We start from the raw sequence: 26,409 nt of genomic DNA, 5'->3' as shown, positions 1-26,409 counted from the left end.
CATTTTATAAACACATGTCCGGTCGAGCGCAGTCGAGACCTCATTGAAAATAATGAATTTTGCCAACCTCTCGACTGCGCTCGAGGAGACATATGCCGATTTATTGACCTCTGATCATATGATGCCAAATTTTAAATCGAGCTCATATCAAAGTTATGAAGATGCGCGCCATTCGAAAGAAGATTCCAAAAAATTGGCATTTATCGTATATTTAAAAGCTGACCCTTCAATAGATGAAAAAAATAATCCTGCTTTTTACCCTATTCTTTCTTTTTGCCGAAAAAGCCAGTTCTCAGGCCATAAACGATACCCTTGTGGTCGGTTATACGACCGCACCACCTTTTATCGTTCAGAATGGTGAAAATCTTGAAGGCATCAATATTTGGCTTTGGAACCGTGTTGCCAAAGATTTGAAATTGAACTATCGTTTGGTAGAAATGGAATTTACCGAAATGCTCGATTCTCTGAAAAATGGCGCTATTGACATAAGCATCAACCCTTTGACCATTACCAGTGAACGGCATAAGAGAATGGACTTTACCGATTCGTTCTATGCATCGAACTCCACCATTGCAGTGGCCGAAATTTCCTCGTTTCAGAAATTTATCAGTTTTATCAGAGGTTTTTTCAGCGCCAATTTCATCAAGGGCATGATGGTGCTTTTGTTGATCATATTTTTGTTCGGATTGGTTGGATGGTATTTCGAGCGCAAGAAGAATCCTGAACAGTTTCGGACCGGTCGCAAGGGAATCTGGGACGGACTCTGGTGGTCCGCCGTTACCCTGACCACCGTAGGCTATGGCGATAAGGCCCCGCGGACCAGATGGGGCAAGGTGGCGGCGTTGGTATTGATGTTCGGGGGGCTGCTCTTTATTTCCGGACTTACGGCGAGTATCGCGTCGAGCCTTACAGTAAACCAACTGAACAATAATCCCGATGGCTTCAATGCGTTCAAGGAACGTGAAGTCGGCACGATAAAAAATTCGAGCACTCTGGGCTTTTTAAAATCCCATTTTTTTAAAAATTTAAAAGAATTTGACGGAGTGCAAGAAGGCCTGGCGGCTTTGAACAATAACCAAGTCGAGGCCTTTATTTACGATGAGCCCATTCTAAAATACCGTATAGCGCAGGATTCTATACTGCAAAAAATATCGATTTTGCCCATAAAATTCGATGTCCAATTCTATGCTTTCGGAGTGGCAAAAGCGCGACCGCTGTTGGAAAGCACGATTTCACAACGTATCCTTGAAATAACGGAGACCAATGAATGGCAAGTCGTACTCAATGAGTATGGATTGACCGAACTCTAAAACCCTACGGCCGTATCGTCCCCACGTTTATCGGCACCCCCTTCAAGTCGCCCATCGGGCAAAACACGAATGGCATCGACCTTGCCGATAATCGGTGTTCTATCTTGATTGATGATATATCCTTTTGATTCCAGTTCCGATTTGAGGGTCTCGGAAAAACCATCGGGTTCAAAAATGACCATATCGGGCAGCCATTGATGGTGAAAACGGGGTGCGTTGACCGCATCTTGCATACTCATATCGAACTCATAGGTATTCAAGATAGTCTGTGCGACCGCGGTAATGATCGTCGAACCTCCCGGTGTGCCCACCACCATATATAATTGTCCGTCTTTTTCAACAATGGTCGGGGTCATGCTGCTGAGCATTCTTTTCTCAGGCGCGATGCTGTTCGCTTCGGCCCCGATGAGTCCGAACATATTGGGCACGCCGGGTTTGGCACTAAAATCGTCCATTTCATTGTTCAAGAAGAAACCAAGTTCATCGCTATAAAGCTTGGAACCGTAGGCACCGTTCAAGGTAGTCGTCACCGAGACCGCATTGCCCTCGGCATCGACGATGGAGTAGTGGGTCGTTTCCATACTTTCGACGATCTCAATTTCACCATGCCGCACATCTTCGGATTTTGTGGCGGCCTCGAACGAAAAGTTTTCCATGCGCTCTTTTAAATAGGAGGAACTTAAAAGCACATCTAAGGGAATTTCAACAAAATCGGGATCCCCCAAAAAGTAGTTGCGATCGGCATAGGCCCTTCGGGACGCTTCGGTAAACAATTGGACCGTTTTGGCCGAATTATGGCCAAATTCGGCGATGTCATAGGGTTCGATCATCTTGAAGATCTGATTGATCGTCACCCCGCCGCTACTCGGCGGACTCATCGAGATAATGCGAAGGTCTTTATAGGTGAAAATGATTGGCTGCCTCCATTTGGCCTCATATTTTTCCAAGTCCTCCTCAGTAATATACCCTCCTTTTTCCTGAATGAACCGGGCCAAGGTCTTGGCCGTTTCACCTTTGTAAAATCCGTCGCGGCCATTTTCGGCAATTCTTTTCAAAGTATTGGCCAATACCGGGTATTTGATGGTATCGCCTGCCTTGCAGCCTATCGGAAAACTGGTAATTCCGCCATTGACCTCTAGAATGGACGCCTTGAAATTTTCAAAGCGACCGGCTTGTTTCTCGGTCACTACCACCCCTTTTTCGGCAAGGGCGATTACCGGGGCCAAAATTTCCTCCCACGGCATGGAGCCGAACTTTTGGTGCACTTCGAAAATTCCCGCAACCGTGCCCGGTACACCGACCGCGGTTGCCCCTTGGGTGCTCATTCCCGGGATGACATTTCCGAGAGAATCGAGGTACATATCCTTATAGGCGGACAAAGGTGCTTTTTCCCTGTAGTCAATTCCGCCCACATCACCATTATTGCGTCGGTAGACCATAAAGCCTCCGCCACCTAAATTTCCCGCAAACGGATAGGCAACGGCCAGCGCCAACTCGGTAGCTACCATGGCATCAAAGGCGTTGCCGCCCTTTTCGAGAATATCGGATCCGATTTTCGAGGCCTCGACCCTTGCCGAGACGACCATTGCCTTTTCGGTGACCAGCCCCGTAGGCGCCGCGGGTTGTTTCTTGCAATGGACAAAAAGGAGCAATAAAAGACTGGCGAAAAAAAGTTTCTTCATAGTGATATGTATTTCTGCTTTGAAAAGATAATCAATTCATCAAAAAAGGAAGTGAACTCGACCTCGAAAGCCTCATAGTGTTCCTCAAGGTCAAGAATCGCAAAATTCATTTTCGATTTGTTCTGCGTTCTGCGGTTCATACCGTTCAATACCTTGCCGATACCTTCCATTTTTGAATAGTTGTAGATCCAGTTATCGGCGATCATGTAGGGCATCATCCGTTTTACGCCTTGCGGAAGAATGACATAGTTATCCTCCAAAAGGTCATAAAAATGCTCAACAAAAACATCGAGCGGGGTGTTCGAATAGGCGCTCCAATTCTTGGCCAAAAAATGGTCATAAAAAATATCGACGATGACACGGCTGTAATGACTATAATTTTTATGCAGCCTTTTACTGCTTTTTTTGGGAATGTCATGGGCATCGGTGTACGTGTCGATAGCGCGATGCAAAAGAACACCCTTTTGAACCCGCTCGGGCAAGTGTTGGTACTTATTGCCCCGAATACTGTCGGCGATAAAATTGCCGAGTGTCACTTCATCATCTCCAAAGGAAAGATAGATATGCGCTAAAAAATTCATCGGCATAAATTACAAAGAAGCGCAATAGTAATACTGCCCAACCGTTTATATTTGCACAAACTTTATAAACACCATGACCTTAATCAAATCAATTTCTGGAATACGGGGTACCATAGGAGGCGGCCCCGGAGACAATCTTACCCCCATCGACGCCGTCAAATTTGCGGCCGCTTATGGCGTGTGGCTCAAAGACCAATCGCAAAAAAGCGACTTAAAGGTCGTCATTGGCCGTGATGCGAGACTCTCTGGCGAGATGATCCAGAATTTGGTTGTGTCTACCTTGATCGGATTAGGGATCGATGTGGTCGATCTTGACTTTTCGACCACACCGACCGTTGAAATTGCGGTGCCCTTGGAAAATGCCGATGGCGGCATTATTTTGACCGCCAGCCATAACCCCAAACAGTGGAACGCTTTAAAGCTCCTGAACGAAAGAGGCGAGTTTTTAGATGCCGTTCAGGGTGCCAAAATATTGGCGATCGCCGAAAAAGAGGATTTTAACTTCAGCGAAGTGGATGATCTGGGTGCCATCACAAAGAACGATGCCTATTTCGATATTCATATCGACGAAGTATTGAACCTGTCGCTGGTGGATGCCGAGACCATTAGAAAGGCCGGTTTTAAGGTAGTGGTAGACGGTGTGAATTCCACCGGGGGCATTGCGATACCCAAACTTTTGGAGGCCTTGGGCGTAGAAGTAGTCAAATTGTATTGCGATCCTACGGGGCATTTTCCGCATAATCCTGAGCCGTTGAAAGAACATCTGGGCGATATTTGCGATTTGGTCGTCAAAGAAAAGGCGAACTTTGGCATTGTCGTGGATCCCGATGTTGACCGCCTCGCCTTTATCAGCAACGATGGTGAAATGTTCGGTGAAGAATATACCCTGGTCGCCTGCGCGGATTATGTGCTGGGCAAAACGAAGGGAAATACGGTCTCGAACCTTTCCTCTTCAAGGGCATTGCGCGATATTACCGAAAAACACGGCGGAACCTATGAGGCCGCGGCCGTGGGCGAGGTGAACGTGGTCACCAAAATGAAGGCCAACAATGCCATAATCGGTGGCGAGGGCAATGGGGGCATCATTTATCCTGAAAGCCATTATGGCCGTGATTCGTTGGTCGGTACGGCCCTGTTCTTAATGCTAATGGCCGAAAGGGGAGGAACGGTCGCCGAACTTCGGGCCAGCTACCCCGCCTATTTTATGGGGAAGAAAAAAATTCAGTTGACGCCCGAATTGGATGTGGACGGAATTTTAAAGGCCATGGCCGAAAAATATAAAAACGAGGACATTTCAACCATTGATGGTGTAAAAATCGATTTTCCCGACAACTGGGTGCACCTTCGAAAATCGAATACCGAACCGATCATACGTATTTATACCGAGGCCAAAAGTCAAGACGAGGCCGATGACCTTGGCGAAAAGATCATTGCCGAGATCAAGAAAATTGCGGGGTTGGGGTAGGAAAGCGTTTAAAGCTTTCAGTTTTCTTCGCTAGATTTTAGATACGTATCAAAAAAGGGAAGCATATCATTTAATGCACGACCATCGTCGGTCCATAGTTTATTTCCATGTGTTCCGATGTATTCTTCTGCATAATGGTTAATTCCTAGGTTTTCTAATTTCTTGCTAAACAATTCACAAGTTACGGGTATCAATTCGTGTTCTTCGTTCCTTCCCCAATCCAATTTTAATGCTTTAAGTTTCTTTAGATTCCCTATATAATCGTCTACCATTCCAATTGCGGATTTATTTTGCCAGATTTCTAAGATTTTATGATTGACAACAATTTCATCGTTAATGTATTCGTATGGAAAATCTGCAAAATAGGGTGGATTATCAAGATTAGGTGAATATGCCCTACCCATAGCTACTATCACATTAGCTTCGAATTCATTCCATCCCGTAACAACTTGTTCAGGTGTTATTTCATTAATTCTTCTGTACGCCGAACCATGTATTCCCAAGCTCTCCGTTATTCCAAGAGTAGCTGGTGACAAAGCATAGACGGTTGAAAACACATCAGGAAACAACATGCCCATTTTTAGGGCACCTTGCCCACCCATGGAATGGCCTGCCACCCCTCGACCATCTTTATTGGCTATGGTTCGAAAATTTTTGTCAATAAATGCTACGAGGTCTTTTCCGGTAAAATCGGCCCATTTACCGGTCAATTCCGAATTCGTATACCAACTTCCTCTATATAGAGTATGTTGGTCAGGCATCACAACAATGACCGGTTTTATCTTTTTGAGTGCAATGGCCTTATCCAGTAGTTTGTCAAACTTATCTTCAGAAACCATAAGGCTGTCACTCCATGTAAAACCATGTAAATAATAGATTACGGGATAACTTTGCTCGTTTTCATCATACCCGGGAGGGAGGTAGATTGTCAATCTACGGGTAGGATTTTCTCCGCCTGGATTTTCCAATAGTTCTGAATATAGTTTTTTTACTACTACTTTTCCTTCTGGAAATTGTGCTATGCCCAGATTTGTTGTCAGTAGAATGCCAAAAAATAACAAAATTGAGTTTTTCATACGGCTTTGTTTTTAATGTGCTCGATTGTTCATGTTATTATGATATGTACTATTAGTATTCCTGTTAATTGAAGAGGGATACCATTGTTCAATCAAATAATCGGGGGAGGTTTGTGCCTTGTAGCACCTAAATGTAGGAAATTCTTTGGTTAATAATTACGTAAGAGCGTACTATTGAAAATTTTAGGGGTTTTGAACATCCCCCTGTTGGCTTTGCCAACTTCCCCCTTCCAAGGGGGAATTTAAATTGTCCCTTCGAAGGGACAGCCAAAACAAAGTTTTGGCAGGGATGTCCTGAATGTATAATTATAATGAGTTTCTTAATTCTACAACGGTCTGTTCAAGTTTCAGCAACACACTGAACATTTGCTGTTTTACTTCTCTGTCGGAAAACCGCAAAAACCGAACGCCTTCTTTTTCCAACCGGCCTTGTCTTCTAGTATCATATTCGTATTTGAAATCGTGGCTGCAGCCAACAATTTCTATGGCGAGCATCAGTTCATGGCAATAAAAATCAACGATGTAATCCAGAATAGGTACTTGTCTGTGAAACTCGACCCCATAAGCCTTCTTTTTGATTTTTTGCCAGAGCAAGACTTCCGATAACGTGCTGTTTTTTCTCAATTCTCTGGCGTATTCCTTCAGCTTTGGGTTGTAAGGTAGAATTTTGTTTCCCATGGGGTGTAAGATACACTGCCGTGTTGATGAAGTCAACTTTGTTGCTTAAAAAGACATCCCCCTGTTGGCTTTACCAACTTCCCCCTTCAAAGGGGGAATTCCATTGCACAAAATTGTCCCTTCGTAGGAACAGCCCCGAGTATTCGGGGCAGGGATGTGACTTGACACGAATGCGCTCACCGCGTAAATACATGCCCCTGTTCTGCGAAGCAGAACTTTGGCCCTTATTAGAGGGAATAAAATAACTAAAACGCAGCCTTCTGTTCTTGCAAATAAGCGTTGCGGACCCGTTTGGCTGTTTTATGGTCGCCGGTATGGCTCCACCCGGGAGGCATGACGATGTATCGGAGTTTGTTCATAAGTCCGGGTGCGCTCCAGACATCCTTGGCCAAGGCTACGATCTCACCAAAGTATACATCCAAAAAATCACCTGAATTCATTTCACGGGTGATTCCGTATTCGATCTGTACGTTTCGGTCTTCATCTTGATAGGTATTAAAGACCTTGTCCCAGATGTTCAATAGGTTGCAGAAATTGGTATCCATGTACAACGGGTTTCGCGCGTGGTGCACCCGATGGTGCGACGGTGTCAATATGATATTGTTGAGAAAACCAAGCCTGCCGTCTTTCAATAAATTTTCGCCAATATGTATGAAAGCCCCCCAAGTGCCATCGATGAACATGATCAAGAACAGCATTTCAGGCTGTACACCCAATAAGATGCAGACCGTGGTGCGAATGGCATCGGCATAGGGCGCCTCCAAAAAAAAGTGCGCATGTGTAACCGATAAATTCATATCCTCGGGAGCATGGTGCGTGGAATGCAGGCACCAGAACAACCGTACCTTATGGCCCCAATAGTGGTAAAGAAAATGGCCGAATTCCCAAACGATGTACCCATAAATAAACCAATACCAGGTCAGGCTGGTCTGAAAAGGAGCTATGGGCTGTAATAGGCCAATGATGTAGGTGACCATCGCAATCGCGATAAACCGACCGACAAACCTATTGAAGATATAGATCAAGAAATTGACCTTATATACCTTGGCCTGAGGCTTTTTGTAAATAAATCCTAAAATCAGCTCAAGCAATAAGAGCAAGGGAATGATCGGGTAGATGAGCGAGACGATACCGTCATAGGTGCGGAATACGCTATAGTCGCCCGCCCGTAATATTTCCAAAGCTTGGGATATTCCCAAAAAGCCGATGATTTCGTTGAATAGTGTTTCGAGTATTTCCATATCATTTGGTGGTTGTTGGTTTTGGTGTTCGAAAATATACCTCCTTAAAATTAAAAAGAAAACAATTCGATAAATGACTTGCTTGAACAAACGGAAAGTGCTGTCAAGCAATGTAATAAGAGCCTATTTAAATGCCTCTGGCACTTTGTCGCGATGTTTCCAACGTTTGTGCGTCCATAAATAATGCTCTGGGCGTTCCCGTATCTGTTGTTCGGTAAGTGCCAAAAACTTTTTGGTTATTTCGTAGGGTTCGGTTTGCTTGCCCGATAACGTGATCGGAATGAACTCCGCTTGATAATAACCTCTTTTGACCTTGGAAACCTTGAGAAAAACGACGGCGAGATCGAATTTTCGGGCCATGGTCTCAGTGCCCATGAATACCGGCACGGTAACGCCCATGAATGGGTGCCAGTAATGGGCTTGCGATACCATCGGAGACTGGTCGCTGACCATGCCATAGATGCCCCTTACGCCGTTTTTTTCATTTCTGACCACCGTTTTGACCGTTTCTTGGGTGGTAATCAGTGTGGTATTCCAACGTGAACGGAGCTTCTTGGCCAGTTTGTCGAAATACTTGTTCGCTATCTTTTGATAAACGGCATACCCCTTGCTAGTTACATAAAGGTTTAGACTAACGTTCCACTCCCAATTCGCATAGTGCGCGCAGGGTACCAAAATACTCTTTTCCGTTTCAATTCTTTGAACCAGTTCGACATTGGTGATATGATATCTTTTTTTGACCTCTTTTTTTGAAAGGTTCATGGTCTTTACCATTTCGAGGAACATGTCGCACATGTGCCTATAGAATTTTTTTTCGATGGTTTTGCGCTCGCCCTTCGATTTGGTGGGAAATGCCAGTTCAAGATTTTGGGCAACTACCTTCTTTCGGTATCCAAAAACACGATAGACCAAAAAATAGACGATGTCTGAAAAGCCGTAGAAAAGCTTATGGGGTAGTATGGAGATGCACCAGATTAAGGGGTACACCAGTATAAAAACGAAGAGCTGCATGCAATGGCTTATCAATGTGCAAATATAGCTATATTTGGCACTAAATAACATCGGACCGCTTATGTACGACCTCCATTTAGTGACCATTGCCATTATTGCCGCCAATGTGCTGGTATCAATGAAGGGATTCAACGATTCCGCTTTTTTCGAACGCTATAAATTCGGAATAGGCCCCATACGTGCGGGCCAGAAAGATCGTATGGTCACTTCGGGATTTCTGCATGTCGACCTTACCCATTTGTTGTTCAACATGATCACGCTCTATTTCTTTGCCGATAGGGTCATCAATTGGTTCGGTGCCGGTAAATTTCTGATCATCTATTTTGTAAGTCTGGTGGCAGGGAGCCTATTGGCCCTGTTTTTTCATAAAGATGAGCCTTATTATAGTGCAGTAGGGGCGAGTGGGGCCGTAACGGGCATTTTGTACGCGGCCATTTTATTAGATCCGGGCATGAACCTGTATTTAATGTTCATACCTATTCCCATACCGGCCTATGTATTGGGTATCGGGTATTTGTTGTATTCCATATACGGCATGAAGAACCGATTGGGCAATATAGGCCATACGGCCCACTTTGGGGGCGCGATAGGAGGTTTCGCCACAACATTGCTTTTTGAACCCAATCTCTTGTTCACGGAAACTTTGATGGTGGTACTATTGGCCATACCGATTGTGATACTTTTTGCGCTTGAAAAGATGGGGAAGCTATAGGCCGTCTCCCTGTATTTCACTGGTATTTTCGTGAATTTGGTCCGTTTTGGGCCAAGCTTGTTCCAATTTTATTGCATTTCAGCGAAAAGTATGCATTAAAATATACCTTATTGATATTTTTGACGTTACGTTAGAACCCAAATCTAACTAGTAAACCTACTTAGTGATGAAAAAAATTTCCATAGCGGCAATAGCAGCAGTTTTTATTATTCTTTCTTGTAGTGACGAAACTACGGTCTATAGCGACCCCACCGAAGATACTTTGATGGAAAATAGCGAAACGGTGCTTGAAAACAGTGTCGTCTTCGATAATTCTGGAGTACTCGATATCTTTGAGGAAAATAGCCTGACGGGCAAGTTTTCGCCAACGGCAAAAAACGGGCAGGCCGGTGATTATCCGTTGACCCTTGTGGCCCAAATAACACCGCCATCGTTCAACGGTGGGGAGAACTTAACGGCCTCACATGTATTTGTGGAAGGCGACTATGCCTATGTTTCCTACAATACGGTCGAAGATGCCTATGTCGGTGGCATCGATATCATCGATGTAAGGGATCCGAACCGGCCAAGGGTAAGGTCTCGCCTGTACTACGTAAATGCCGACATTAACTCGATTACCTATAACGACGGATATGTTTATGCGGTCGGGGGTGTTGATTCAGAGAAATCGGTAAGGGCCACGAGTAATTCGTTTGTTGCCAAGATAAGGGCTTCATATGGATATTTGGACACAAGTAATATCGTCTATGGATTTCAAGAGGGTTTTAACGCAAACGATGTTAGGGTTACCTCAAATTCGGTACTTGTCACCAGTGGAAGAGATGGTTTTTTAACCGTTTATAACAAGGCTGATATGACCGTTCAGAACTCGGCGCCCTTTGCAGATCTACGTTCTGTCGCTTTAAACGGAAGTTCCATTGCCGTTTTAGATGCCAGTAAAGGTGTCGACCTATTGGATGCCAACCTACAGACCGTTCGTGAAATTACCATAGATTCAGACTTTGGCAGCGCTTCAAAACGAACCTTGGACTTTTCAAGTGACAGGATCGTGGTGTCCGAGGGGTCTAACGGTGCCGGTATATACGACCCGAATACAGGTTCATTGATAGAATACGTGCCCATTTTGGTAAACCCAGAGGGAGTTGCAGAAAGCGATATTGTTACGAATGCGGTAGCGTTGAACCAGGAAGTATTGCTGATGGCGAACGGTGGTGCCGGTCTAAGTTTATCGGAAGACCAAGGCAACAATACCGATTTGGTAGGTATCATCGAACTTAATGGATCGATCAATTTTGTGGCCTCCAAAGATGACTATATTTTTGCCGCTTCAGGCAAGGAAGGTCTGCAGGTCATCAAATTGAACAGGCCCAATGAAAGCCTTGTGACCCGGTGCGCATCACTGCCCGCTTATAGTGGAAGTTCCAATTTGGTCGTCGCGCAAGGAGAAACCCAAGAGTACCGTGGTGCGAAAAGGTTCAACAGTATAACGGTCGACGGTTCTCTGCTGCTTTGCGGATCATGGACAACCAACAACAGTAATTTCATAAACGAAAACGGATTGTTCGAAATGAACGGAGTTTTGTCGGTAGGTCGTAATAACAAGCGAAAGAACATTACCTTAGGTAAAAATGCCACTTTAAGGGTAGAAGGCAATCTGAATATCTACGGGGACTTGATTTTGGAAGATGGTTCCACCATTGAATTTTTAGGTGGAAGTTCAGAGGCAAACATTTTTGGTAGTGTAAAGAAATCAGGTAATGTAACGGTCAAAGGCCAATTTCTTGACGTGCGTAATAAATTCTAAAACAGTAGATAAGATTCAAAACAAAATGCCCCGACCAATTTTGGTCGGGGCATTTTCCGTTCTTGGGGCTTCGGCCCTAATTCAATAGCTCCGCTACCTTTTCTTCAAGGGCGGCACCCCGTAAATTCTTGCCGACGATGACCCCGTTCTCATCCAAAAGAAATGCTGCGGGTATGGCGTCTACATTATAGAGTTTGGCAATGGGATCGTTGAAATAAGCCAAATTAGAAATCTGGCTCCAGACCAATCCGTCATCGGCTATTGCCTTGTTCCAATCCTCTGCCTTTCTGTCCAGCGAAACACCTACGATATTAAGTCCTTTATTATGATATTTATTGTAAACCTTCAGTACATTAGGATTCTCGGCCCGACAAGGTTTGCACCATGCCGCCCAAAAATCAACAAGGGTGACCTTGCCCATGGCATCTGCAAGGGCCAATTCCTTACCGTCTGGCGTTGGGCCTGAGAAGAGTGGGGCTTTAGCGCCGATTTCAGTACTTTTCTCTCGTTCTACCATCAACTTCATTTCTTCGAGTTGGTCCAATACCTTTTTTGCCGTTCCCGTTTTCCGCATATTCTCGGAAAGTCCATCATAAAGGGTTTGAACCTCATCCATGGGGAACATCCTTGAAGCGATTACCCGTTCCAATAGCAAAACAGATATCAAGGCATCAGGATTTTCTTTAATGAAGTTGACATCAAACTCCCGGGCTTCATCTTGAAGGTCGTTCATTTCATCGTTCAACGCTACCGTTGTGGCTTCATCCTTTGCCAAGGCGGCCTTTTGATAATCTTCTTGGATCGACCTTACCTTACTTGATATGGCCTGGGAATTTTCCATATAATCGGCAAAAAAGCCGTTTTGTGGCCCGCCCGCCAGTTTAGGCAGCCCCAGGCTATCTTTATGTGCGGTGACCATTACCTCACTGTTTTCGAGGATTACCGGAGAATAGCCCAGGAGTTTGTCGATAAAGACATAGTGTACTTCAGGTGCGTCAACGGGCTCTCCGCTAAAGACATACATACCATTTTCAACGGTAGTGGTGTCTACATCTACGGGAACCATATTTTCGCCCATTTTCCTCAAAAAGACCTGGGTGCCGTTTTCAACTTCACCCGTGAGATTTCCGGTTATGGTATATCCTTGAGGTTTTTGACTACAGGCCAAAAGTAATAAGGCAATTGCCGTGACCAATATTGGTTTTTTCATCTAATGCGTTTTAAGCGACAAAAATAGCGATATAAGCGGATATAAAAAAAGTCCTGAAATTAAATCCTCAGGACTTTCGATGAAGTATGTGACTCTTAAAACTGATACCTAACGCCGAGGGCAACGTCAAAATCGAAACGATCGGAAAAATTTCCATACCCCACAACCCCGATTTCAGGTCTGATATCCAACGACAATAAAAGCGGAAAATCGAAATTATATTCGATTCCTATATCTCCGGCAGCAAATACGAACAATCCTCCTTCGGGTTCGACCGCAGGACCAAGGTTGGCGGCAACGGGATCGAAGTTGACGCTTCCGGCACCGCCTCCGACACCGTAATACCAATTGAAATTGCCATCGATACTATGGATCCATTGAAAAACACCGGCAAGTTTTATGGCGTCGTATTGACGATGGTCGCGCCATCCAAGATCAAGTTCCAACCGGTTGTACCTAAAAAGTGATTTTTGATATGAAATTTCGGCACCGAAGCCGTCGCTATCGCCCAAGCGCAGTCCTATGGCGTGATCTGAAATCTCTTGGCCTCTGACGCTCAAAGCGATAAAGAAAATAACTAATGGAATGATTTTCGTGATTTTCATATAGTCTAGAATTAAGTTTAATTTTAAAACATAGGGTTCAAGAGTAAAAACTTACTTTAGCCTTTAAAATTGTTCAACGGTGACCAAATATTTACTCAAAGAATTAAAGAATGAACTAGAAGGTGAACTTCAAACGGATGCGTTGACTACGGCGCTTTATGCCACAGATGCCTCAGTCTACCGTAAGATTCCTTTGGCAGTGGCATTTCCAAAAACAATTGAAGACATCAAGAAACTGGTTCGGTTCGCCCAAAAGAATAATGTGGGACTTATACCGAGAACAGCGGGTACTTCTTTGGCAGGGCAATGTGTAGGAGAGGGAATCGTAGTGGACGTATCGCGCTATTTTACGCGCATAATCCATCTCGATGAACAAAAAAAACAGGTTACCGTGCAACCCGGTGTCATTCGTGACGAACTCAATCAGTATTTAAAGCCGTTCGGACTTTTTTTTGGGCCGAATACCTCTACATCCAATCGTTGTATGATCGGCGGCATGGTGGGTAATAACTCTTCGGGGACTACATCGATACAATATGGGGTGACCCGAGACAAAGTGGTATCTATGCGAACCATACTTTCGGACGGAAACCTGGTCGAGTTCAAGAAGCTTTCCGATGATGGTTTCAATCGAAAACAGTACGACAATACATTTGAAGCATCTATTTATAGAAATGTATTTAATGAATTAACAAACAAAGAAATACAATCAAACATTTTAAGAGAATTTCCAAAAACGGAAATACATCGTAGAAATACAGGTTATGCGGTCGACGCCCTCTTAAAATACGAACGGTTTGGAGGTGATGAACCTGAAATCAATCTTTGTGAACTGCTCTGCGGCAGTGAGGGAACATTGGCCTTTACGACCGAAATCACTGTACAATTAGATGATTTGCCGCCTAATTTGTCGGCGATGGTGGTCACGCATTACGAAACCTTGGAGCATTGCCTGGCAGATGTCGCCCCTGTAATGGGGCATGACCTGCATACTTGCGAAATGATGGACAAGGTTATTCTCGATTGTACCAAAAATAATCGGGAGCAATTGAAAAACCGCTTTTTTGTCGAAGGGGATCCTGCGGCTTTATTGATGTTGGAGGTTCGGGACTCTTCGCCAGAAGGACTTGACGGCCAACTGCAAAACCTCTTGGAGACCATCGATAAATCAGGTCGCAGTTATGCCAGTCCGATTTTACGCGATGCAGATATCAACAAGGCCGTGGAGCTTCGAAAGGCGGGTCTGGGCCTATTAGGAAATATCGTGGGCGATAAAAAAGCGGTTGCCTGTATCGAAGATACCGCGGTCGCTCTAGAAGACCTTGAAGATTTCATAGGTGAGTTCACAAACATAATGAAAGATTACGGACAAGAAGCGGTCTATTATGCCCATGCCGGTGCGGGGGAACTGCACTTGAGACCGATTCTGAACCTGAAAAAATCAAACGATGTTGCCTTGTTCAGGTCGATTACGACCGACGTTGCGAAGCTGACCAAGAAATATCAGGGGTCCTTTAGCGGGGAGCATGGCGATGGCATTGTAAGGGCCGAGTTCATCCCGATGATGATAGGCGAGGAGAATTATGAACTATTAAAGCGGATAAAGTCCTATTTTGACCCGAAAAATATCTTTAATCCCGGTAAGATCGTTGACGCTTATCCCATGGACCGTTCGTTGCGTTACGAGGTAGACCGCAATGAGCCAAATATCGGGACGTTGCTTGATTTTTCAGATAGCCAGGGCATACTCAAAGCGGCTGAAAAATGCAACGGAAGCGGTGATTGTAGAAAAACCCACCACATGGCCGGGGCCATGTGCCCGAGCTATCACGCCACGAAAAACGAAAAGGATACAACTCGGGGTCGGGCAAACGCCTTGCGTGAATTTTTGACAACTTCTGAACGGCCGAACAAATTTGACCAGAAAGAACTAAAAGAGGTTTTCGACCTTTGCCTGAGTTGCAAAGCCTGTTCGAGTGAATGCCCCAGCAATGTCGATGTCGCCGCCCTGAAAGCGGAGTTCCAATACCAATATCAAGAAACCAATGGCTATTCAATGCGGGCGAAGTTGTTTGCCAATAACCATAGATTGAACAAATGGGCAAGTAAGGCCCCTGGCATTGTAAACGCCGTCTATTCTTCAAAGATAATAGGGCGGCTTGTGAAGAAATTGGCGGGAGTGGCTGCGGAACGCAGTTTCCCAAAAATTTACAGCTTTGATTTCGATAAACATCTCTTATCGATTAAAAATGAAAAAGTTAATACAAGAAAATCAATAATATTATATATTGATGAGTTTACCCGGTATTTGGATGTTGAGGTCGGCAAGGACGCCATTGAGGTGCTTGTGGGCTTGGGATACGACGTGCAGCTTTTTTATGCCGAAAGCGGGCGCGCCCACCTTTCGAAAGGTTTTTTAAGGCAGGCCCAAAAACTCGCCCAGTCGAATATTCCCATGCTAAAGAAATTTGCGGATGAAAAAATACCCGTAATCGGATTGGAACCTTCCGCCATTTTGACCTTCAGGGATGAGTATAGGCGTTTGTCGCCCGAAAATGTCACGGACGACATGGAAAAAAATTGTTTTCTGATCGAGGAATTCATAGCGCAGCAAATCGAAGTCGGGGAGATTACACCGGATCTATTCACTTCAAAGTCCCAAAAAGTCAAGATTCACAATCATTGTCACCAAAAGGCCTTGAGCAATCAAAAGGTTACCTTTGATATATTGAACCTGCCCGTGAACTATGAGGTTTCCATTATTGCCTCGGGATGTTGCGGAATGGCCGGTTCCTTCGGTTACGAAAAGGAACACTACCTAACGAGCATGCGTATTGGCGGTTTAAAATTATTCCCGGCCATCGACAAAACCGACGGTGATGTATTGATCGCCGCAAATGGAACGAGTTGCAGGCATCAAATTTTCGACGGCACAAAAAGAAAGGCCAAGCACCCGATATCGATCCTTAAGAACGCCTTAGTCCAATAGGGATTCGCCCTTCATTTCGTTTTGCATTTTTTCAGCCATTATCGAGGCCAGCAATTCTTGCATGTCCATATCCTTCAATTCGACATCGGCAAAGAATGGTGAAAGCTTGTCATGACTATATTGGTATATTTTCCACCGTTTGAAGGAATATTCAAGTGCGGTCAGGTTTTCTACCCAATCGCCGGAGTTCAAATACATGCAACCTCCCTTTTTTGTGGTTCTTATTTCTTTTTTCGGTTGGTGAATGTGACCACATATGACATAGTCATATTCATTTTCGATTGCCAATTCAATCGCCGATTTTTCAAAATCGGACACGTATTTTAATGCACCCTTGACGCTGTTCTTTATTCTTTTTGACAAGGAGTAGCGTTCACTTCCCATTTTTTGCAACGCCCAGTTTACGACCCTGTTCAGAACAATAAGCAGGTTGTACCCATAGCCGCCCAGTTTGGCAAGCCACTTTGCGTTTTGAATCGAAATATCAAAAATGTCCCCGTGAAAGAACCAAGCCTTTTTGCCGTCCAGGTTTAGGACCAATTTGTCCACGATGTGTAAGTTGCCCATTGAGGTGTCGCTGAATTTTCTAAGGGTCTCGTCATGATTTCCGGTAATGTAGTACACCTCGGTGCCTTTCGATGCCATTTCGATCAGTCTTCGAAGTACTTTCATGTGGGTAGTAGGAAAGTAGCGTTTGTTGAATTGCCACATATCGATAATGTCGCCGTTCAAAACCAATCGTTTGGGCTGAATGCTGTTCAGGTATATAATGAGTTCGTCGGCATGGCAACCATAGGTTCCTAGGTGAACATCTGATATAACGGCAATATCGATCCTTCGTTTTTTCAATCAAAATAGTTTTCACAAAACTAAACCCTTCGGTATAATTGAACGATTGTGCAAAATCATGATTTCATGACGGTATGGTTAATTCTGTATTAATAATCGCTGTCTTTGTTAAGACATCATTAAGCACGGGGTAAATTTTTCTATCTCTCTTTTAAGATTTACCTTTGAGGGAACATTTTGAAAATATTTAAAAGAGGTAAGGGGCGGTTGTTTCAATGGATTTGTAGACTGCCCGTTTGTCTTCTAACCCTTTAGCTTTTACGAATGCCCGGAAACATTTTTGGTAATCTTTTTAAATTGACAACTTTTGGCGAATCGCACGGGGTTGCCATTGGTGGAGTTGTGGACGGATGCCCTGCCGGTGTGGAGATAGACCTGGATGCCATTCAAAAAGAATTGGATAGAAGAAAACCTGGACAGTCGGCCATCGTTACCCAACGAAAGGAACCCGATACGGTTGAATTCTACTCGGGGATATTCGAAGGAAAAACTACAGGTACGCCCATCGGTTTCGCGATTCACAATACCAATCAAAAATCAAGGGACTATTCGCATATCAAAGATTCGTACCGCCCTTCGCACGCCGATTTTGTGTATGACAAAAAATATGGTTTCAGGGATTATCGCGGTGGAGGTAGAAGTTCGGCCCGAGAAACGGCAAGTAGGGTGGTGGCAGGCGCTATCGCCAAACAGTTTTTAAAAGATATTAAGATCAACGCCTTCGTTTCTCAGGTGGGCGATATGAAGCTGGGAAAAAAATATACCGAGCTCGATTTGTCGTTGACGGAATCCAACCCCGTTCGTTGCCCAGATCTTGAAATGGCCTCGAAAATGGAAGCCTATATCAAAGCGATCAAGAAAGAAGGCGACACCATTGGCGGTATTATCACTTGCGTAGCGCAAAATGTTCCTGTTGGTTTGGGCGAACCTGTTTTCGACAAGCTGCATGCCGAACTCGGTAAGGCGATGCTGTCGATCAATGCCGTCAAGGGATTTGAGTATGGCAGCGGTTTCGAAGGGGTGAAAATGAAAGGTAGCGCGCACAATGATAAATTCAATTCCGATGGAAGCACTATTACGAATTATAGTGGTGGTATTCAGGGAGGTATAAGCAATGGAATGGATATATACTTTAATACTGCATTTAAACCTGTCGCCACGATCATACAGCCCTATGAGACTATCGACAAAAAGGGCAATAAGGTACAAACACAAGGTAAAGGCCGCCACGATCCTTGCGTGGTTCCCAGGGCAGTGCCGATCGTCGAGGCTATGACGGCCTTGGTATTGGCAGATTTCAAATTACTGGGGCGAACCTCAAAATTGTAGGCGTTTTCACCTCAAATTGGTATATTACCCATCTAAACCAGACTTAAATGCGAAAACTCGAATTACACTGGAAGATTCTGATCGGTATGGTATTGGGATTAGTGTTCGGCTTTGCCATGACCTATCCCGAATGGGGAAAGGATTTTGTGGTCGATTGGATAAGCCCTTTCGGAACGATCTTTATCAAACTTCTAAAGCTTATAGCAATACCCCTTATTCTAGCATCTTTGATCAAGGGAATATCCGATTTAAAGGATATTTCAAAATTCAGGAATATCGGGCTTCGCACTATTGGCATTTATATCGGTACTACTACGGTTGCCATAATCCTGGGGCTTATGCTCGTCAACATATTACAGCCGGGTAATGGTATCTCAGATGAAACCATTGATAAGCTGACGGCGACATATGCTTCCGATAGTGGCGTAGTTTCGAAATTGGAGGAAGCTACTAGACAAAAAGAAAGCGGTCCGCTGAAGTTTTTGGAAGACATGGTGCCCGATAATGCCGTTGCGGCGCTCGGCAATAATCAATTGATGCTACAGGTCATTTTCTTTACCATTTTTATGGGTATTTCGATGTTATTGATAGGCGAGGAAAAGGCAAGGCCCTTAAAGAATTTTTTTGATGCGCTGAACGATGTGGTTCTTAAAATGGTCGATTTGATCATGTTGACGGCACCTTTGGCCGTATTTGCGTTATTGGCCAATGTAGTGGTATCCTCCAGTGACCCTGAAATCTTGTTGGCCTTGCTCAAATATGCGGGTGTTGTTGTGCTTGGCCTGTTTTTGATGGTCGTCTTTTATTGTGTGCTGGTTTCGGTTTTTGCGAAAAAGAACCCTTTTTGGTTCTTAAAGCAGTTGAGTCCGGCGCAATTATTGGCTTTTTCGACCAGCTCAAGTGCGGCCACATTGCCCGTAACCATGGAAAGGGTCGAAGAGCATATTGGAGTGGACAAAGAAGTATCGAGTTTCGTGCTTCCGGTCGGTGCGACGATCAATATGGACGGCACCAGTCTATATCAGGGTGTTGCAGCTGTTTTCATTGCACAGGCATTGAGTTTTGACCTTCCGTTGACTGCACAGCTTACGATTGTATTGACGGCACTATTGGCCTCGATAGGCACCGCCGCCGTTCCCGGCGCCGGTATGGTCATGCTGGTCATCGTTTTGGAATCCGTAGGATTTCCCGCGGACAAATATGCCATTGGTTTGGCCTTGATATTTGCGGTGGACAGGCCACTGGATATGCTGAGAACTGTAATCAACATTACGGGAGACGCCACGGTAGCCACAATTGTGGCAAAGTCTGTTGGAAAATTGGGAGAACCCCATCCGCAGGAATGGGACGACCATTTGGACGAGGTAAGATAACCGCGACAGGTGTGGGCGGTAAAGTTTTCCAACGAATAACCTTGATTGTCAGATAACACTATGAAATTGAACGAATTTCCATATTCTTGGCAATATCCTTAAATAGAAGCCGATGAACATTTGTTTTTTGATGTACCCATGGAGCGAAATCGATGCCGAGAATGACACGAGCTTGGCCTTGATCCATGAATGTGTGAGACGTGGACATGGTGTCGCCATTTGCAGCCCTGCGAATTTGACGATACGAAATAGTGTGACAAATGCATTTTGCACCGTAATCAACCGAATGGATAAGGTGCCAGGAAGTTTGAAGTCATTTTATAAACAGGCGACCCTGCGCGAAGAAATGCTGCCCCTTGCGGGTTTTGATGTGATTTTCATGAGGGCAAATCCGCCTTTGGACCCCATAATGTTGAACTTTTTGGATTCGGTCAAAGATGATGTCTTTATCATGAACTCGCTTCAAGGACTTCGTGAGGCCAATAACAAGCTATATACCGCTGCTTTTGGTGATTCGCATAGCAATATTATACCCAAGACCCATGTTTCGAAAAACAAGGATTATCTCATTCGGCAGATAAAGGAATCGAAATCCGATAAGATGATTTTGAAGCCTTTGAACGGTTTTGGGGGTTCAGGGGTGATACTGATCGAAAAATCCGCGATGAGCAGTATAAAATCCTTGCTCGATTTTTATGTCACCAATTCCGATGGAACGTCGAACTATGTTATACTTCAAGAATATATAGCGGGCGCTGACCAAGGCGACGTTCGGATACTTCTGCTAAACGGTGAGCCGATAGGCGCCATGAGAAGGATCCCCGGTACCGAGGACCATCGTTCCAATGTTTCGGCCGGAGGGTCGATAGCCAGGCACAATATGACCAAGGGCGAAAAGGCCTTATGTAAACAGATAGGTCCTAAATTGGTCAAGGACGGACTCTTTTTCGTCGGTATCGACGTTATCGGCGGCAAACTGGTCGAAGTCAATGTAATGTCCCCTGGCGGAATAACCTATATGAACAAGGTGTACAAAACAAAGATCCAGGCAAAGGTCATTGATTTTGTGGAAAGTAAGGTGATGGACAAATTAAAGGCTTTTCAAAGACGCGCCCGATTACGCGATGAGGTCGAAAATGCATAGACTATCCATAGAAAATATTATCTCGAATATCGAGAACGAAATTCCGTTTGAAGCCGTTTCGAACGATTATTCGCTTACTTTGAAGATCGAGCACTATGCTCCGTACATCTGTGGTGCGGTACATGACGGACACCAATTTCGAAAATCACTTTGGGGTAACTGTACCCATACCGATTATGAACGATGGTATGAAGAAGACCCTTGCACAAAAGAAATGGTGCGGTCGCACCCTATCGTTATCGCAGGGTGCGACAGCCGTTTCGAATACGATTTGAACAGGCCGCCCGAAACCGCTATTTATGAGGATGCATGGGGCAAGCGACTTTGGAAAAATCCGTTATCTAAAAATGAAATGGAACAGAGTCTTTCAAAACATGCCAATTTTTACAAAATAGTTCATGCCCTTCTGCGAAAGATCGAGCACAAATATGGTAAGGCACTCGTTTTCGATATGCATAGCTACAACTGGAAACGATGGGAGAGGAGCGTTCCCGTTTGGAATTTGGGCACGGCAAATATCGACAATGGCCGTTTTGGAGAACTTGCTATGGCTTGGAGCCAAAAATTAGGCGGAATGCAATTGCCCAATAATATTGAATCTACCTCAAAAATCAACGATACTTTTCAAGGCAACGGTTATTTCTTGAAATACATCACCAAGAATTTCGCAAATACCTTGGTTCTCGCCACGGAAATTTCAAAAGTGTATTGTGATGAGCTTTCGGGCATAATTTATCCTGAAGTGGTACGATCGGTCGAGGAACAACTTAAGGAAATCATACCTTTACAGGTCGCAGCGTTTGAAAGAACAAGGCTATGATAAGTAAGACTGAAATAAGGCATGAATATGCCGATGTTTTTGAAATAGATGCCAATCTTGATAGGTTGGTCAGGCGTATTGAGCTTCTCAACTATGTGAACCCTCAGAATATCGAAAAAGAAAAGCATCGGTTTTTTGCCTCAAAATATACCGAGGAGCCACAATTTCGCTATCCTAAGCTAAGGTTCGACCCCTATAAATTACACCGTTTGTTCTTTTCGCAACGTTTGGAGCGCATCGAAGACGATGGGATAAGAAAATTGTATCAAGACACCATTTACTACTATTCCAACATGATACAGTGCATCGAATCGATAGGGGACAAGCGAAAGTTCCATTACAATTCGTTGCGGGTCTACGGTACGCCTACGGAAAAAGATGTACAAAACGCCAAGTTCATTTTACATTTCAAGAATGCACCGGCCTCTGTTGATATGGAAAAAACCTTGGGGGCCGAAGAGGCCAAAATCTATTTTGAGGATTTTGCAAGACAATATGATTTTCCGCTGAACATTAAGTTTTCAACCCATATTGCGGCAGATGCGATGGTCAGCAATGCCACCCAAAGCCTGTTGATAAAGAAAAATGCGAAGTTCAGCAAGAATCAAATCCTGACTTTGACGAACCACGAGATCGGGGTACATCTGGTGACCACTTTTAACGGATTGTTGCAACCCTTGAAAATATTTTCCAACGGTTTGCCGAATAACGTGGAAACCCAAGAAGGCTTGGCCGTTTTCAGCGAATACATGTGCGGGGCATTAAGTTTAAAAAGGTTAAAAGAATTGGCTTACAGGGTTTTAGCTTCCGATAGTTTAATAAAAGGTTATAGTTTTTCAGACACGTTCGACCTCATTCACAATCAATACAAATTGAACCGTGACGATGCCTTTTCGATTACCTTACGGGCGCACAGGGGAGGTGGGTTTACGAAAGACAGACTCTACCTGAGCGGGCTTCGAAAGATCTATAACCGTTATAGGAAAGAGGTGTCTATGGACAACCTTTTGACAGGTAAGGTTTCATTGGATTATGAAGATGCCATCAAAGAACTTTATAATGTGGGGTTGGCACGTAAGATTACGTATCGAAACAATGCCTATGACCGTTGTTTGAATAGGGACAAGACCCTTGATTTCATCCTTAAAAACCTCAAATAGTGAATTGGGGCCTCATCATAACTATTGCTGTCGGCCTGTTCGTGATTCTCAATATTATCGCGTATTTTTTACAGGAACGCCTTATTTTCAAGCCTGAAAAACTTCCGAAGGATTTTGAATTCAAATACGAGAACCAGGTTTTTGATGAATACAATATCGAAATTACCGATGGCGTAAACCTGAACGGAGTACATTTTAAGGTCAGGAAACCGAAAGGAATCGTCTTATACCTTAAAGGAAATTCAAGGAGTTTGAAAGGATGGGGAAAGTTTGCCATCGATTTCACACGACACGGTTTTGATGTCTTGATGGTCGATTACCGGGGGTTTGGAAAAAGCACGGGTATGCGCACAGAGGCGGGAATCAAAAGAGATCTGCAATATGTTTATGACGAACTCAAAAAACAGGTCGACGAAAAATACATTGTACTTTACGGAAGGTCTTTAGGTTCGGGATTTGCGACAAAATTGGCTTCAAGAAACAATCCCAGAATGTTGATTCTAGATGCACCGTATTACAGTATGGGCCATATTGCCAAGAAATACCTTCCGATCATGCCCATGTCGATTTTGCTTCGCTTTCCTATCAAGACATACAAATGGATCGAGCATGTAAAATGTCCGATAAAAATAATTCATGGCACGAACGACAAGTTGATCCGCTTTAAGACCAGCATTAAGTTATCGAAGATAAATGCCAAGTATACCCGATTATATCCGGTTATCGATGGCGGACACAATAATTTGCACACCTTTCCGCAATACCATCGATTTTTGGAAGAGATTTTGCATGCCAAGCTTCCCAAGGAAATCGACCCAAAAACCAGCAGCCTTAATTTTAGAAGAAAAAACGTGAGATGAGAATTATTAAACGTTTTTTCAAGCTTGCCTTATTTTCGTTAATCGCATTATTGACCATGTTGTACTTTTTTCAAGAAAAATTGATTTTCCACAGCACCCGAATTCCACAAGACCATGTTTATCAATTCGCTACGGAATTCGATGAACTATTCCTTACCGCTGCTGATGGAGCCGTGTTGAACGGACTCCATTTCAAGCAACCGAACCCGAATGGCGTTATACTATACTGCCATGGCAATGCCGGTGAATTGGACGATTGGGGTGCTTGGGCACAAGAACTTTCGGAACGCTACCATTACGATGTCGTCATCTGGGATTATCGCGGATATGGTAAAAGCACCGGAAAAAGACGGCAAAACCTAATGCTCGATGATGGTTATTTGTTCTATAATTATTGTAAGTCACAATTTCCAGAGGATAAAATAACGGTTTTCGGAAGGTCATTGGGCGGATTTTTCGCAACACACATTGCTTTGGCATCAAAAGCATCACAGCTGATACTCGAATCGACGCCGACCAGTTTATTGAACATTGCGAAAAGGGAATATCCGTTTTTACCATCAAAGCAGTTGTTAAAGTTCAAGTTTCAAAATGAAGGTAATATAACTGACATCAAAATGCCGACCTACATTATTCATGGCACCGATGATCAATTGGTTCCATTTGAACACGGACAACAGTTATATACGCTTTCTCAGGCCCAAACCAAGAAATTGTTCGCTATCGACAGCGGAGGCCATAACGATCTACATAACTTCAAAGACTCCTATTTTAATGCCTTAGACGAGCTTTTCAAATGAATTGGGCCGATTCTTGAAATCAGAGGTATTGGGCAGTTCAAATCCTTCTAGGTCAAAGAAGGAAATCGCCGCCAGAAGGTGGTCGAAGATATCTGCCATGATGTACTCATAGTTTTGCCAGCGTTTGTCCGCACTAAAGGCATATATTTCTAAGGGCAGTCCTTGTGAAGTTGGTTCCAACTGTCGCACCATGATAATCATATCCTTGTTTATTCCTGAAGCATTGTTGAGATATGTGTCTATATATTTGCGAAAGACACCGATATTAGTCAAGTTTCTACCATTTATCAATATCGATTTGTCTATGTTCTTCTTCGTATTGTATTCCTTTATCTCCTTATCCTTTTTTTGAACATAGTCGGTGATCAAGGTTATTTTTGAGAGCTTGTCAATATCTGATTCAGTAAGAAATCGAATGCTTTCCTGTTTGATGATCAGCGCCCTTTTTATCCGTCTCCCATCCGAATTGGCCATACCGCGCCAATTTTTGAATGAATCTGAAATGAGGGCATACGTCGGTATGGTCGTAATGGTTTTGTCAAAATTCTGGACTTTTACCGTTGCGAGATTGATTTCGATTACATCACCGTCGGCGCCATATTTATCAAAGGTGATCCAATCGCCGATACGCACCATATCGTTGATCGAAACCTGTATACTGGCAACAAACCCTAAAATGGTATCCCTGAAAACCAATATGATAACCGCCGAAGCCGTGCCCAAGGCCGTCAGAAACTTCCATAGTTCTATCCCTGTAATTATTGAAAATGCAAAAAAGATACCTACGGCCCAAGCGAAAATCATGAACACCTGAATGTAGCTGTCAATTGGCTTGTCTTTTAAATTTGACAAGGTTTTGAGAAAATCCCTAATGGTGTGCAACAGGCTCTTGACAATCCACAAAAAGAGGAAAATGCCAAATACCTCAATAGTTTTCAAAAGAAAAGATTCCGTTGCGGGAAAATCCCTGAAAACAATGGGAACGGCCTTGAACAGTATGATCAGGGGAATAATATGCGCAATGTTTCTCGGCGCCTTGTTTTTGACCAAAAGGTCATCAAAATGGGTTTTTGAGCTGGCCGATAGACGAGCAAAGATACCTATCAAGACTTTGCGCAATACAAAATCGATTGCAAACAATACAATGAGCAACCCGACAAGAAGTATTGCCAGATTGATGTATGAGGCCCATTCGTCCGATAGTCCTGATTCGACAAGATAATCATATACTTTGTGTGATAGTTGTTCCATACTAACAATTAATCCAAAAACTTGGCCTTTAAGGCTGGAGTAGGCACCATACATTGATCCTTTTTGCCGAACCATTTGTAGCGTTTTCGGGCAACAAAATCGTATACGATATTTCTAATTCCTTCGGGAATCCAAGTAAATACTGAAATTAGCGGCCATGCGCCTCCCAAATGTTTGGCGATTTCCAAGGCGGCGGTGGATTTTACGTAATACGCCTTTCCGGGTTCCGCCAAAATGATGGAATCAATCTTTGAGGTATCGATATTTCGTTCCGAAATGAACGTTTGGCCAAACTCTCCCTGTAACGGAGCATAGCGGAACACATCCTTTTTGTCTCTTTTGATGACAAACTGAACAGAGCGGTTACAAAGGTTACAGACTCCGTCAAAAAGAATGATTTTTTTGCTACTTTCCATTGTGCAAAGATACGCCTTACTCGTTTTGGGAAACAAAAAAGGC

At 43.9% G+C, this 26,409-nt stretch carries 23 protein-coding genes; 12 read left to right on the top strand and 11 right to left on the bottom strand.

Annotated features, from left to right (window positions below; genetic code table 11):
- Positions 1–233 precede the first annotated feature (233 nt).
- Entirely contained in the window at positions 234–1,310 is a 1,077-nt protein-coding gene (locus ACEZ3G_RS10795; RefSeq protein WP_432425499.1) for a transporter substrate-binding domain-containing protein, read from the top strand.
- Here the strand turns inward: ACEZ3G_RS10795 and ggt are convergent.
- Both ggt and ACEZ3G_RS10785 read right to left on the bottom strand, forming a co-directional pair.
- Entirely contained in the window at positions 1,307–2,992 is a 1,686-nt protein-coding gene (gene ggt / locus ACEZ3G_RS10790) for a gamma-glutamyltransferase (RefSeq protein WP_432425498.1), read from the bottom strand. The genes ACEZ3G_RS10795 and ggt overlap by 4 nt on opposite strands.
- Complete coding sequence (locus ACEZ3G_RS10785) at positions 2,989–3,573, bottom strand: acyl carrier protein phosphodiesterase (protein ID WP_432425497.1); 585 nt, start codon at positions 3,571–3,573, stop codon at positions 2,989–2,991. Before ACEZ3G_RS10785 ends, ggt begins: the two co-directional genes overlap by 4 nt.
- Before the next feature lie 73 nt (positions 3,574–3,646).
- Here ACEZ3G_RS10785 and glmM point away from each other — a divergent pair, with 73 nt between their 5' ends.
- Positions 3,647–5,038: a phosphoglucosamine mutase gene (glmM, locus tag ACEZ3G_RS10780; protein WP_432425496.1), complete on the top strand. Its 1,392-nt coding sequence runs from the start codon at positions 3,647–3,649 to the stop codon at positions 5,036–5,038.
- 17 nt (positions 5,039–5,055) lie between these two features.
- Here the strand turns inward: glmM and ACEZ3G_RS10775 are convergent, their stop codons facing one another.
- The 4 genes from ACEZ3G_RS10775 to ACEZ3G_RS10760 all read right to left on the bottom strand — a co-directional run bounded on the left by ACEZ3G_RS10775 (position 5,056) and on the right by ACEZ3G_RS10760 (position 9,044).
- The gene (locus ACEZ3G_RS10775; RefSeq protein WP_432425495.1) at positions 5,056–6,114 is read right to left on the bottom strand and encodes an alpha/beta hydrolase; all 1,059 of its coding nucleotides are present in this window, start codon (positions 6,112–6,114) and stop codon (positions 5,056–5,058) included.
- 306 nt (positions 6,115–6,420) lie between these two features.
- Positions 6,421–6,792 (bottom strand): endonuclease domain-containing protein, encoded by a 372-nt coding sequence (locus ACEZ3G_RS10770; protein WP_432425494.1) that lies wholly within the window; start codon positions 6,790–6,792, stop codon positions 6,421–6,423.
- A 245-nt stretch (positions 6,793–7,037) separates the two neighbouring features.
- Positions 7,038–8,033, bottom strand: a complete 996-nt coding sequence (locus ACEZ3G_RS10765) for a sterol desaturase family protein (protein ID WP_432425493.1) — start codon at positions 8,031–8,033, stop codon at positions 7,038–7,040.
- Between the two features lie 123 nt (positions 8,034–8,156).
- Entirely contained in the window at positions 8,157–9,044 is an 888-nt protein-coding gene (locus tag ACEZ3G_RS10760) for a lysophospholipid acyltransferase family protein (protein WP_432425492.1), read from the bottom strand.
- A gap of 61 nt (positions 9,045–9,105) precedes the next feature.
- Between ACEZ3G_RS10760 and ACEZ3G_RS10755 the strand changes: the two genes are divergently transcribed.
- Together ACEZ3G_RS10755 and ACEZ3G_RS10750 are read left to right on the top strand one after the other, a co-directional pair.
- The gene (locus ACEZ3G_RS10755; RefSeq protein ID WP_432426061.1) at positions 9,106–9,756 is read left to right on the top strand and encodes a rhomboid family intramembrane serine protease; all 651 of its coding nucleotides are present in this window, start codon (positions 9,106–9,108) and stop codon (positions 9,754–9,756) included.
- Between the two features lie 166 nt (positions 9,757–9,922).
- The gene (locus ACEZ3G_RS10750; protein ID WP_432425491.1) at positions 9,923–11,560 is read left to right on the top strand and encodes a hypothetical protein; all 1,638 of its coding nucleotides are present in this window, start codon (positions 9,923–9,925) and stop codon (positions 11,558–11,560) included.
- A 76-nt stretch (positions 11,561–11,636) separates the two neighbouring features.
- Here ACEZ3G_RS10750 and ACEZ3G_RS10745 read toward each other — a convergent pair whose 3' ends face one another.
- Both ACEZ3G_RS10745 and ACEZ3G_RS10740 read right to left on the bottom strand, forming a co-directional pair.
- Entirely contained in the window at positions 11,637–12,770 is a 1,134-nt protein-coding gene (locus ACEZ3G_RS10745; protein WP_432425490.1) for a thioredoxin-like domain-containing protein, read from the bottom strand.
- 95 nt (positions 12,771–12,865) lie between these two features.
- A complete protein-coding gene (locus ACEZ3G_RS10740; RefSeq protein ID WP_432425489.1) occupies positions 12,866–13,375 on the bottom strand; it encodes a hypothetical protein in 510 nt (169 codons plus the stop codon).
- Between the two features lie 79 nt (positions 13,376–13,454).
- Between ACEZ3G_RS10740 and ACEZ3G_RS10735 the strand changes: the two genes are divergently transcribed.
- Positions 13,455–16,364 carry an FAD-binding and (Fe-S)-binding domain-containing protein gene (locus ACEZ3G_RS10735; protein WP_432425488.1) on the top strand — a complete coding sequence of 970 codons (2,910 nt, stop codon included), beginning with the start codon at positions 13,455–13,457 and terminating at the stop codon, positions 16,362–16,364.
- Here the strand turns inward: ACEZ3G_RS10735 and ACEZ3G_RS10730 are convergent.
- Complete coding sequence (locus ACEZ3G_RS10730; protein ID WP_432425487.1) at positions 16,353–17,213, bottom strand: UDP-2,3-diacylglucosamine diphosphatase; 861 nt, start codon at positions 17,211–17,213, stop codon at positions 16,353–16,355. The genes ACEZ3G_RS10735 and ACEZ3G_RS10730 overlap by 12 nt on opposite strands.
- Before the next feature lie 264 nt (positions 17,214–17,477).
- Here ACEZ3G_RS10730 and aroC point away from each other — a divergent pair, with 264 nt between their 5' ends.
- The 7 genes from aroC to ACEZ3G_RS10695 all read left to right on the top strand — a co-directional run bounded on the left by aroC (position 17,478) and on the right by ACEZ3G_RS10695 (position 24,699).
- Positions 17,478–18,542 carry a chorismate synthase gene (gene aroC / locus ACEZ3G_RS10725; RefSeq protein WP_432425486.1) on the top strand — a complete coding sequence of 355 codons (1,065 nt, stop codon included), beginning with the start codon at positions 17,478–17,480 and terminating at the stop codon, positions 18,540–18,542.
- A gap of 47 nt (positions 18,543–18,589) precedes the next feature.
- The gene (locus ACEZ3G_RS10720) at positions 18,590–19,915 is read left to right on the top strand and encodes a dicarboxylate/amino acid:cation symporter (RefSeq protein ID WP_432425485.1); all 1,326 of its coding nucleotides are present in this window, start codon (positions 18,590–18,592) and stop codon (positions 19,913–19,915) included.
- A 112-nt stretch (positions 19,916–20,027) separates the two neighbouring features.
- The gene (gene gshB, locus ACEZ3G_RS10715; protein ID WP_432425484.1) at positions 20,028–21,059 is read left to right on the top strand and encodes a glutathione synthase; all 1,032 of its coding nucleotides are present in this window, start codon (positions 20,028–20,030) and stop codon (positions 21,057–21,059) included.
- A complete protein-coding gene (locus tag ACEZ3G_RS10710) occupies positions 21,052–21,879 on the top strand; it encodes an N-formylglutamate amidohydrolase (RefSeq protein WP_432425483.1) in 828 nt (275 codons plus the stop codon). Before gshB ends, ACEZ3G_RS10710 begins: the two co-directional genes overlap by 8 nt.
- Positions 21,876–23,039 carry a flavohemoglobin expression-modulating QEGLA motif protein gene (locus ACEZ3G_RS10705; protein ID WP_432425482.1) on the top strand — a complete coding sequence of 388 codons (1,164 nt, stop codon included), beginning with the start codon at positions 21,876–21,878 and terminating at the stop codon, positions 23,037–23,039. Before ACEZ3G_RS10710 ends, ACEZ3G_RS10705 begins: the two co-directional genes overlap by 4 nt.
- Complete coding sequence (locus ACEZ3G_RS10700) at positions 23,039–23,899, top strand: alpha/beta hydrolase (protein ID WP_432425481.1); 861 nt, start codon at positions 23,039–23,041, stop codon at positions 23,897–23,899. Before ACEZ3G_RS10705 ends, ACEZ3G_RS10700 begins: the two co-directional genes overlap by 1 nt.
- Positions 23,896–24,699, top strand: coding sequence for an alpha/beta hydrolase (locus ACEZ3G_RS10695; protein ID WP_432425480.1), 804 nt, complete (start codon positions 23,896–23,898; stop codon positions 24,697–24,699). Before ACEZ3G_RS10700 ends, ACEZ3G_RS10695 begins: the two co-directional genes overlap by 4 nt.
- Here ACEZ3G_RS10695 and ACEZ3G_RS10690 read toward each other — a convergent pair.
- Together ACEZ3G_RS10690 and ACEZ3G_RS10685 are read right to left on the bottom strand one after the other, a co-directional pair.
- Complete coding sequence (locus ACEZ3G_RS10690; protein ID WP_432425479.1) at positions 24,679–25,950, bottom strand: mechanosensitive ion channel family protein; 1,272 nt, start codon at positions 25,948–25,950, stop codon at positions 24,679–24,681. The genes ACEZ3G_RS10695 and ACEZ3G_RS10690 overlap by 21 nt on opposite strands.
- A gap of 8 nt (positions 25,951–25,958) precedes the next feature.
- Entirely contained in the window at positions 25,959–26,366 is a 408-nt protein-coding gene (locus tag ACEZ3G_RS10685) for a thiol-disulfide oxidoreductase DCC family protein (RefSeq protein WP_432425478.1), read from the bottom strand.
- Positions 26,367–26,409: the final 43 nt, after the last annotated feature.

The sequence above is a fragment of the Meishania litoralis genome (genome assembly GCF_042611095.1).
Classification (GTDB): domain Bacteria; phylum Bacteroidota; class Bacteroidia; order Flavobacteriales; family Flavobacteriaceae; genus Meishania; species Meishania litoralis.
The sequence above is the reverse complement of the archived record's forward strand: the minus strand, read 5'-3'. Positions and strand labels throughout refer to the sequence as shown.

Bases quoted from the DNA above. Each gene is read 5' to 3' on its own strand.
- ggt (WP_432425498.1), bottom strand. From the start codon at position 2,992: ATGAAGAAACTTTTTTTCGCCAGTCTTTTATTGCTCCTTTTTGTCCAT.
- ACEZ3G_RS10710 (WP_432425483.1), top strand. From the start codon at position 21,052: ATGCATAGACTATCCATAGAAAATATTATCTCGAATATCGAGAACGAA.
- ACEZ3G_RS10745 (WP_432425490.1), bottom strand. From the start codon at position 12,770: ATGAAAAAACCAATATTGGTCACGGCAATTGCCTTATTACTTTTGGCC.
- ACEZ3G_RS10765 (WP_432425493.1), bottom strand. From the start codon at position 8,033: ATGGAAATACTCGAAACACTATTCAACGAAATCATCGGCTTTTTGGGA.
- ACEZ3G_RS10690 (WP_432425479.1), bottom strand. From the start codon at position 25,950: ATGGAACAACTATCACACAAAGTATATGATTATCTTGTCGAATCAGGA.
- ACEZ3G_RS10785 (WP_432425497.1), bottom strand. From the start codon at position 3,573: ATGAATTTTTTAGCGCATATCTATCTTTCCTTTGGAGATGATGAAGTG.
- ACEZ3G_RS10720 (WP_432425485.1), top strand. From the start codon at position 18,590: ATGCGAAAACTCGAATTACACTGGAAGATTCTGATCGGTATGGTATTG.
- ACEZ3G_RS10760 (WP_432425492.1), bottom strand. From the start codon at position 9,044: ATGCAGCTCTTCGTTTTTATACTGGTGTACCCCTTAATCTGGTGCATC.
- ACEZ3G_RS10705 (WP_432425482.1), top strand. From the start codon at position 21,876: ATGATAAGTAAGACTGAAATAAGGCATGAATATGCCGATGTTTTTGAA.
- gshB (WP_432425484.1), top strand. From the start codon at position 20,028: ATGAACATTTGTTTTTTGATGTACCCATGGAGCGAAATCGATGCCGAG.
- ACEZ3G_RS10750 (WP_432425491.1), top strand. From the start codon at position 9,923: ATGAAAAAAATTTCCATAGCGGCAATAGCAGCAGTTTTTATTATTCTT.
- ACEZ3G_RS10755 (WP_432426061.1), top strand. From the start codon at position 9,106: ATGTACGACCTCCATTTAGTGACCATTGCCATTATTGCCGCCAATGTG.
- ACEZ3G_RS10695 (WP_432425480.1), top strand. From the start codon at position 23,896: ATGAGAATTATTAAACGTTTTTTCAAGCTTGCCTTATTTTCGTTAATC.
- ACEZ3G_RS10685 (WP_432425478.1), bottom strand. From the start codon at position 26,366: ATGGAAAGTAGCAAAAAAATCATTCTTTTTGACGGAGTCTGTAACCTT.
- glmM (WP_432425496.1), top strand. From the start codon at position 3,647: ATGACCTTAATCAAATCAATTTCTGGAATACGGGGTACCATAGGAGGC.
- ACEZ3G_RS10795 (WP_432425499.1), top strand. From the start codon at position 234: ATGAAAAAAATAATCCTGCTTTTTACCCTATTCTTTCTTTTTGCCGAA.
- ACEZ3G_RS10740 (WP_432425489.1), bottom strand. From the start codon at position 13,375: ATGAAAATCACGAAAATCATTCCATTAGTTATTTTCTTTATCGCTTTG.
- aroC (WP_432425486.1), top strand. From the start codon at position 17,478: ATGCCCGGAAACATTTTTGGTAATCTTTTTAAATTGACAACTTTTGGC.
- ACEZ3G_RS10770 (WP_432425494.1), bottom strand. From the start codon at position 6,792: ATGGGAAACAAAATTCTACCTTACAACCCAAAGCTGAAGGAATACGCC.
- ACEZ3G_RS10775 (WP_432425495.1), bottom strand. From the start codon at position 6,114: ATGAAAAACTCAATTTTGTTATTTTTTGGCATTCTACTGACAACAAAT.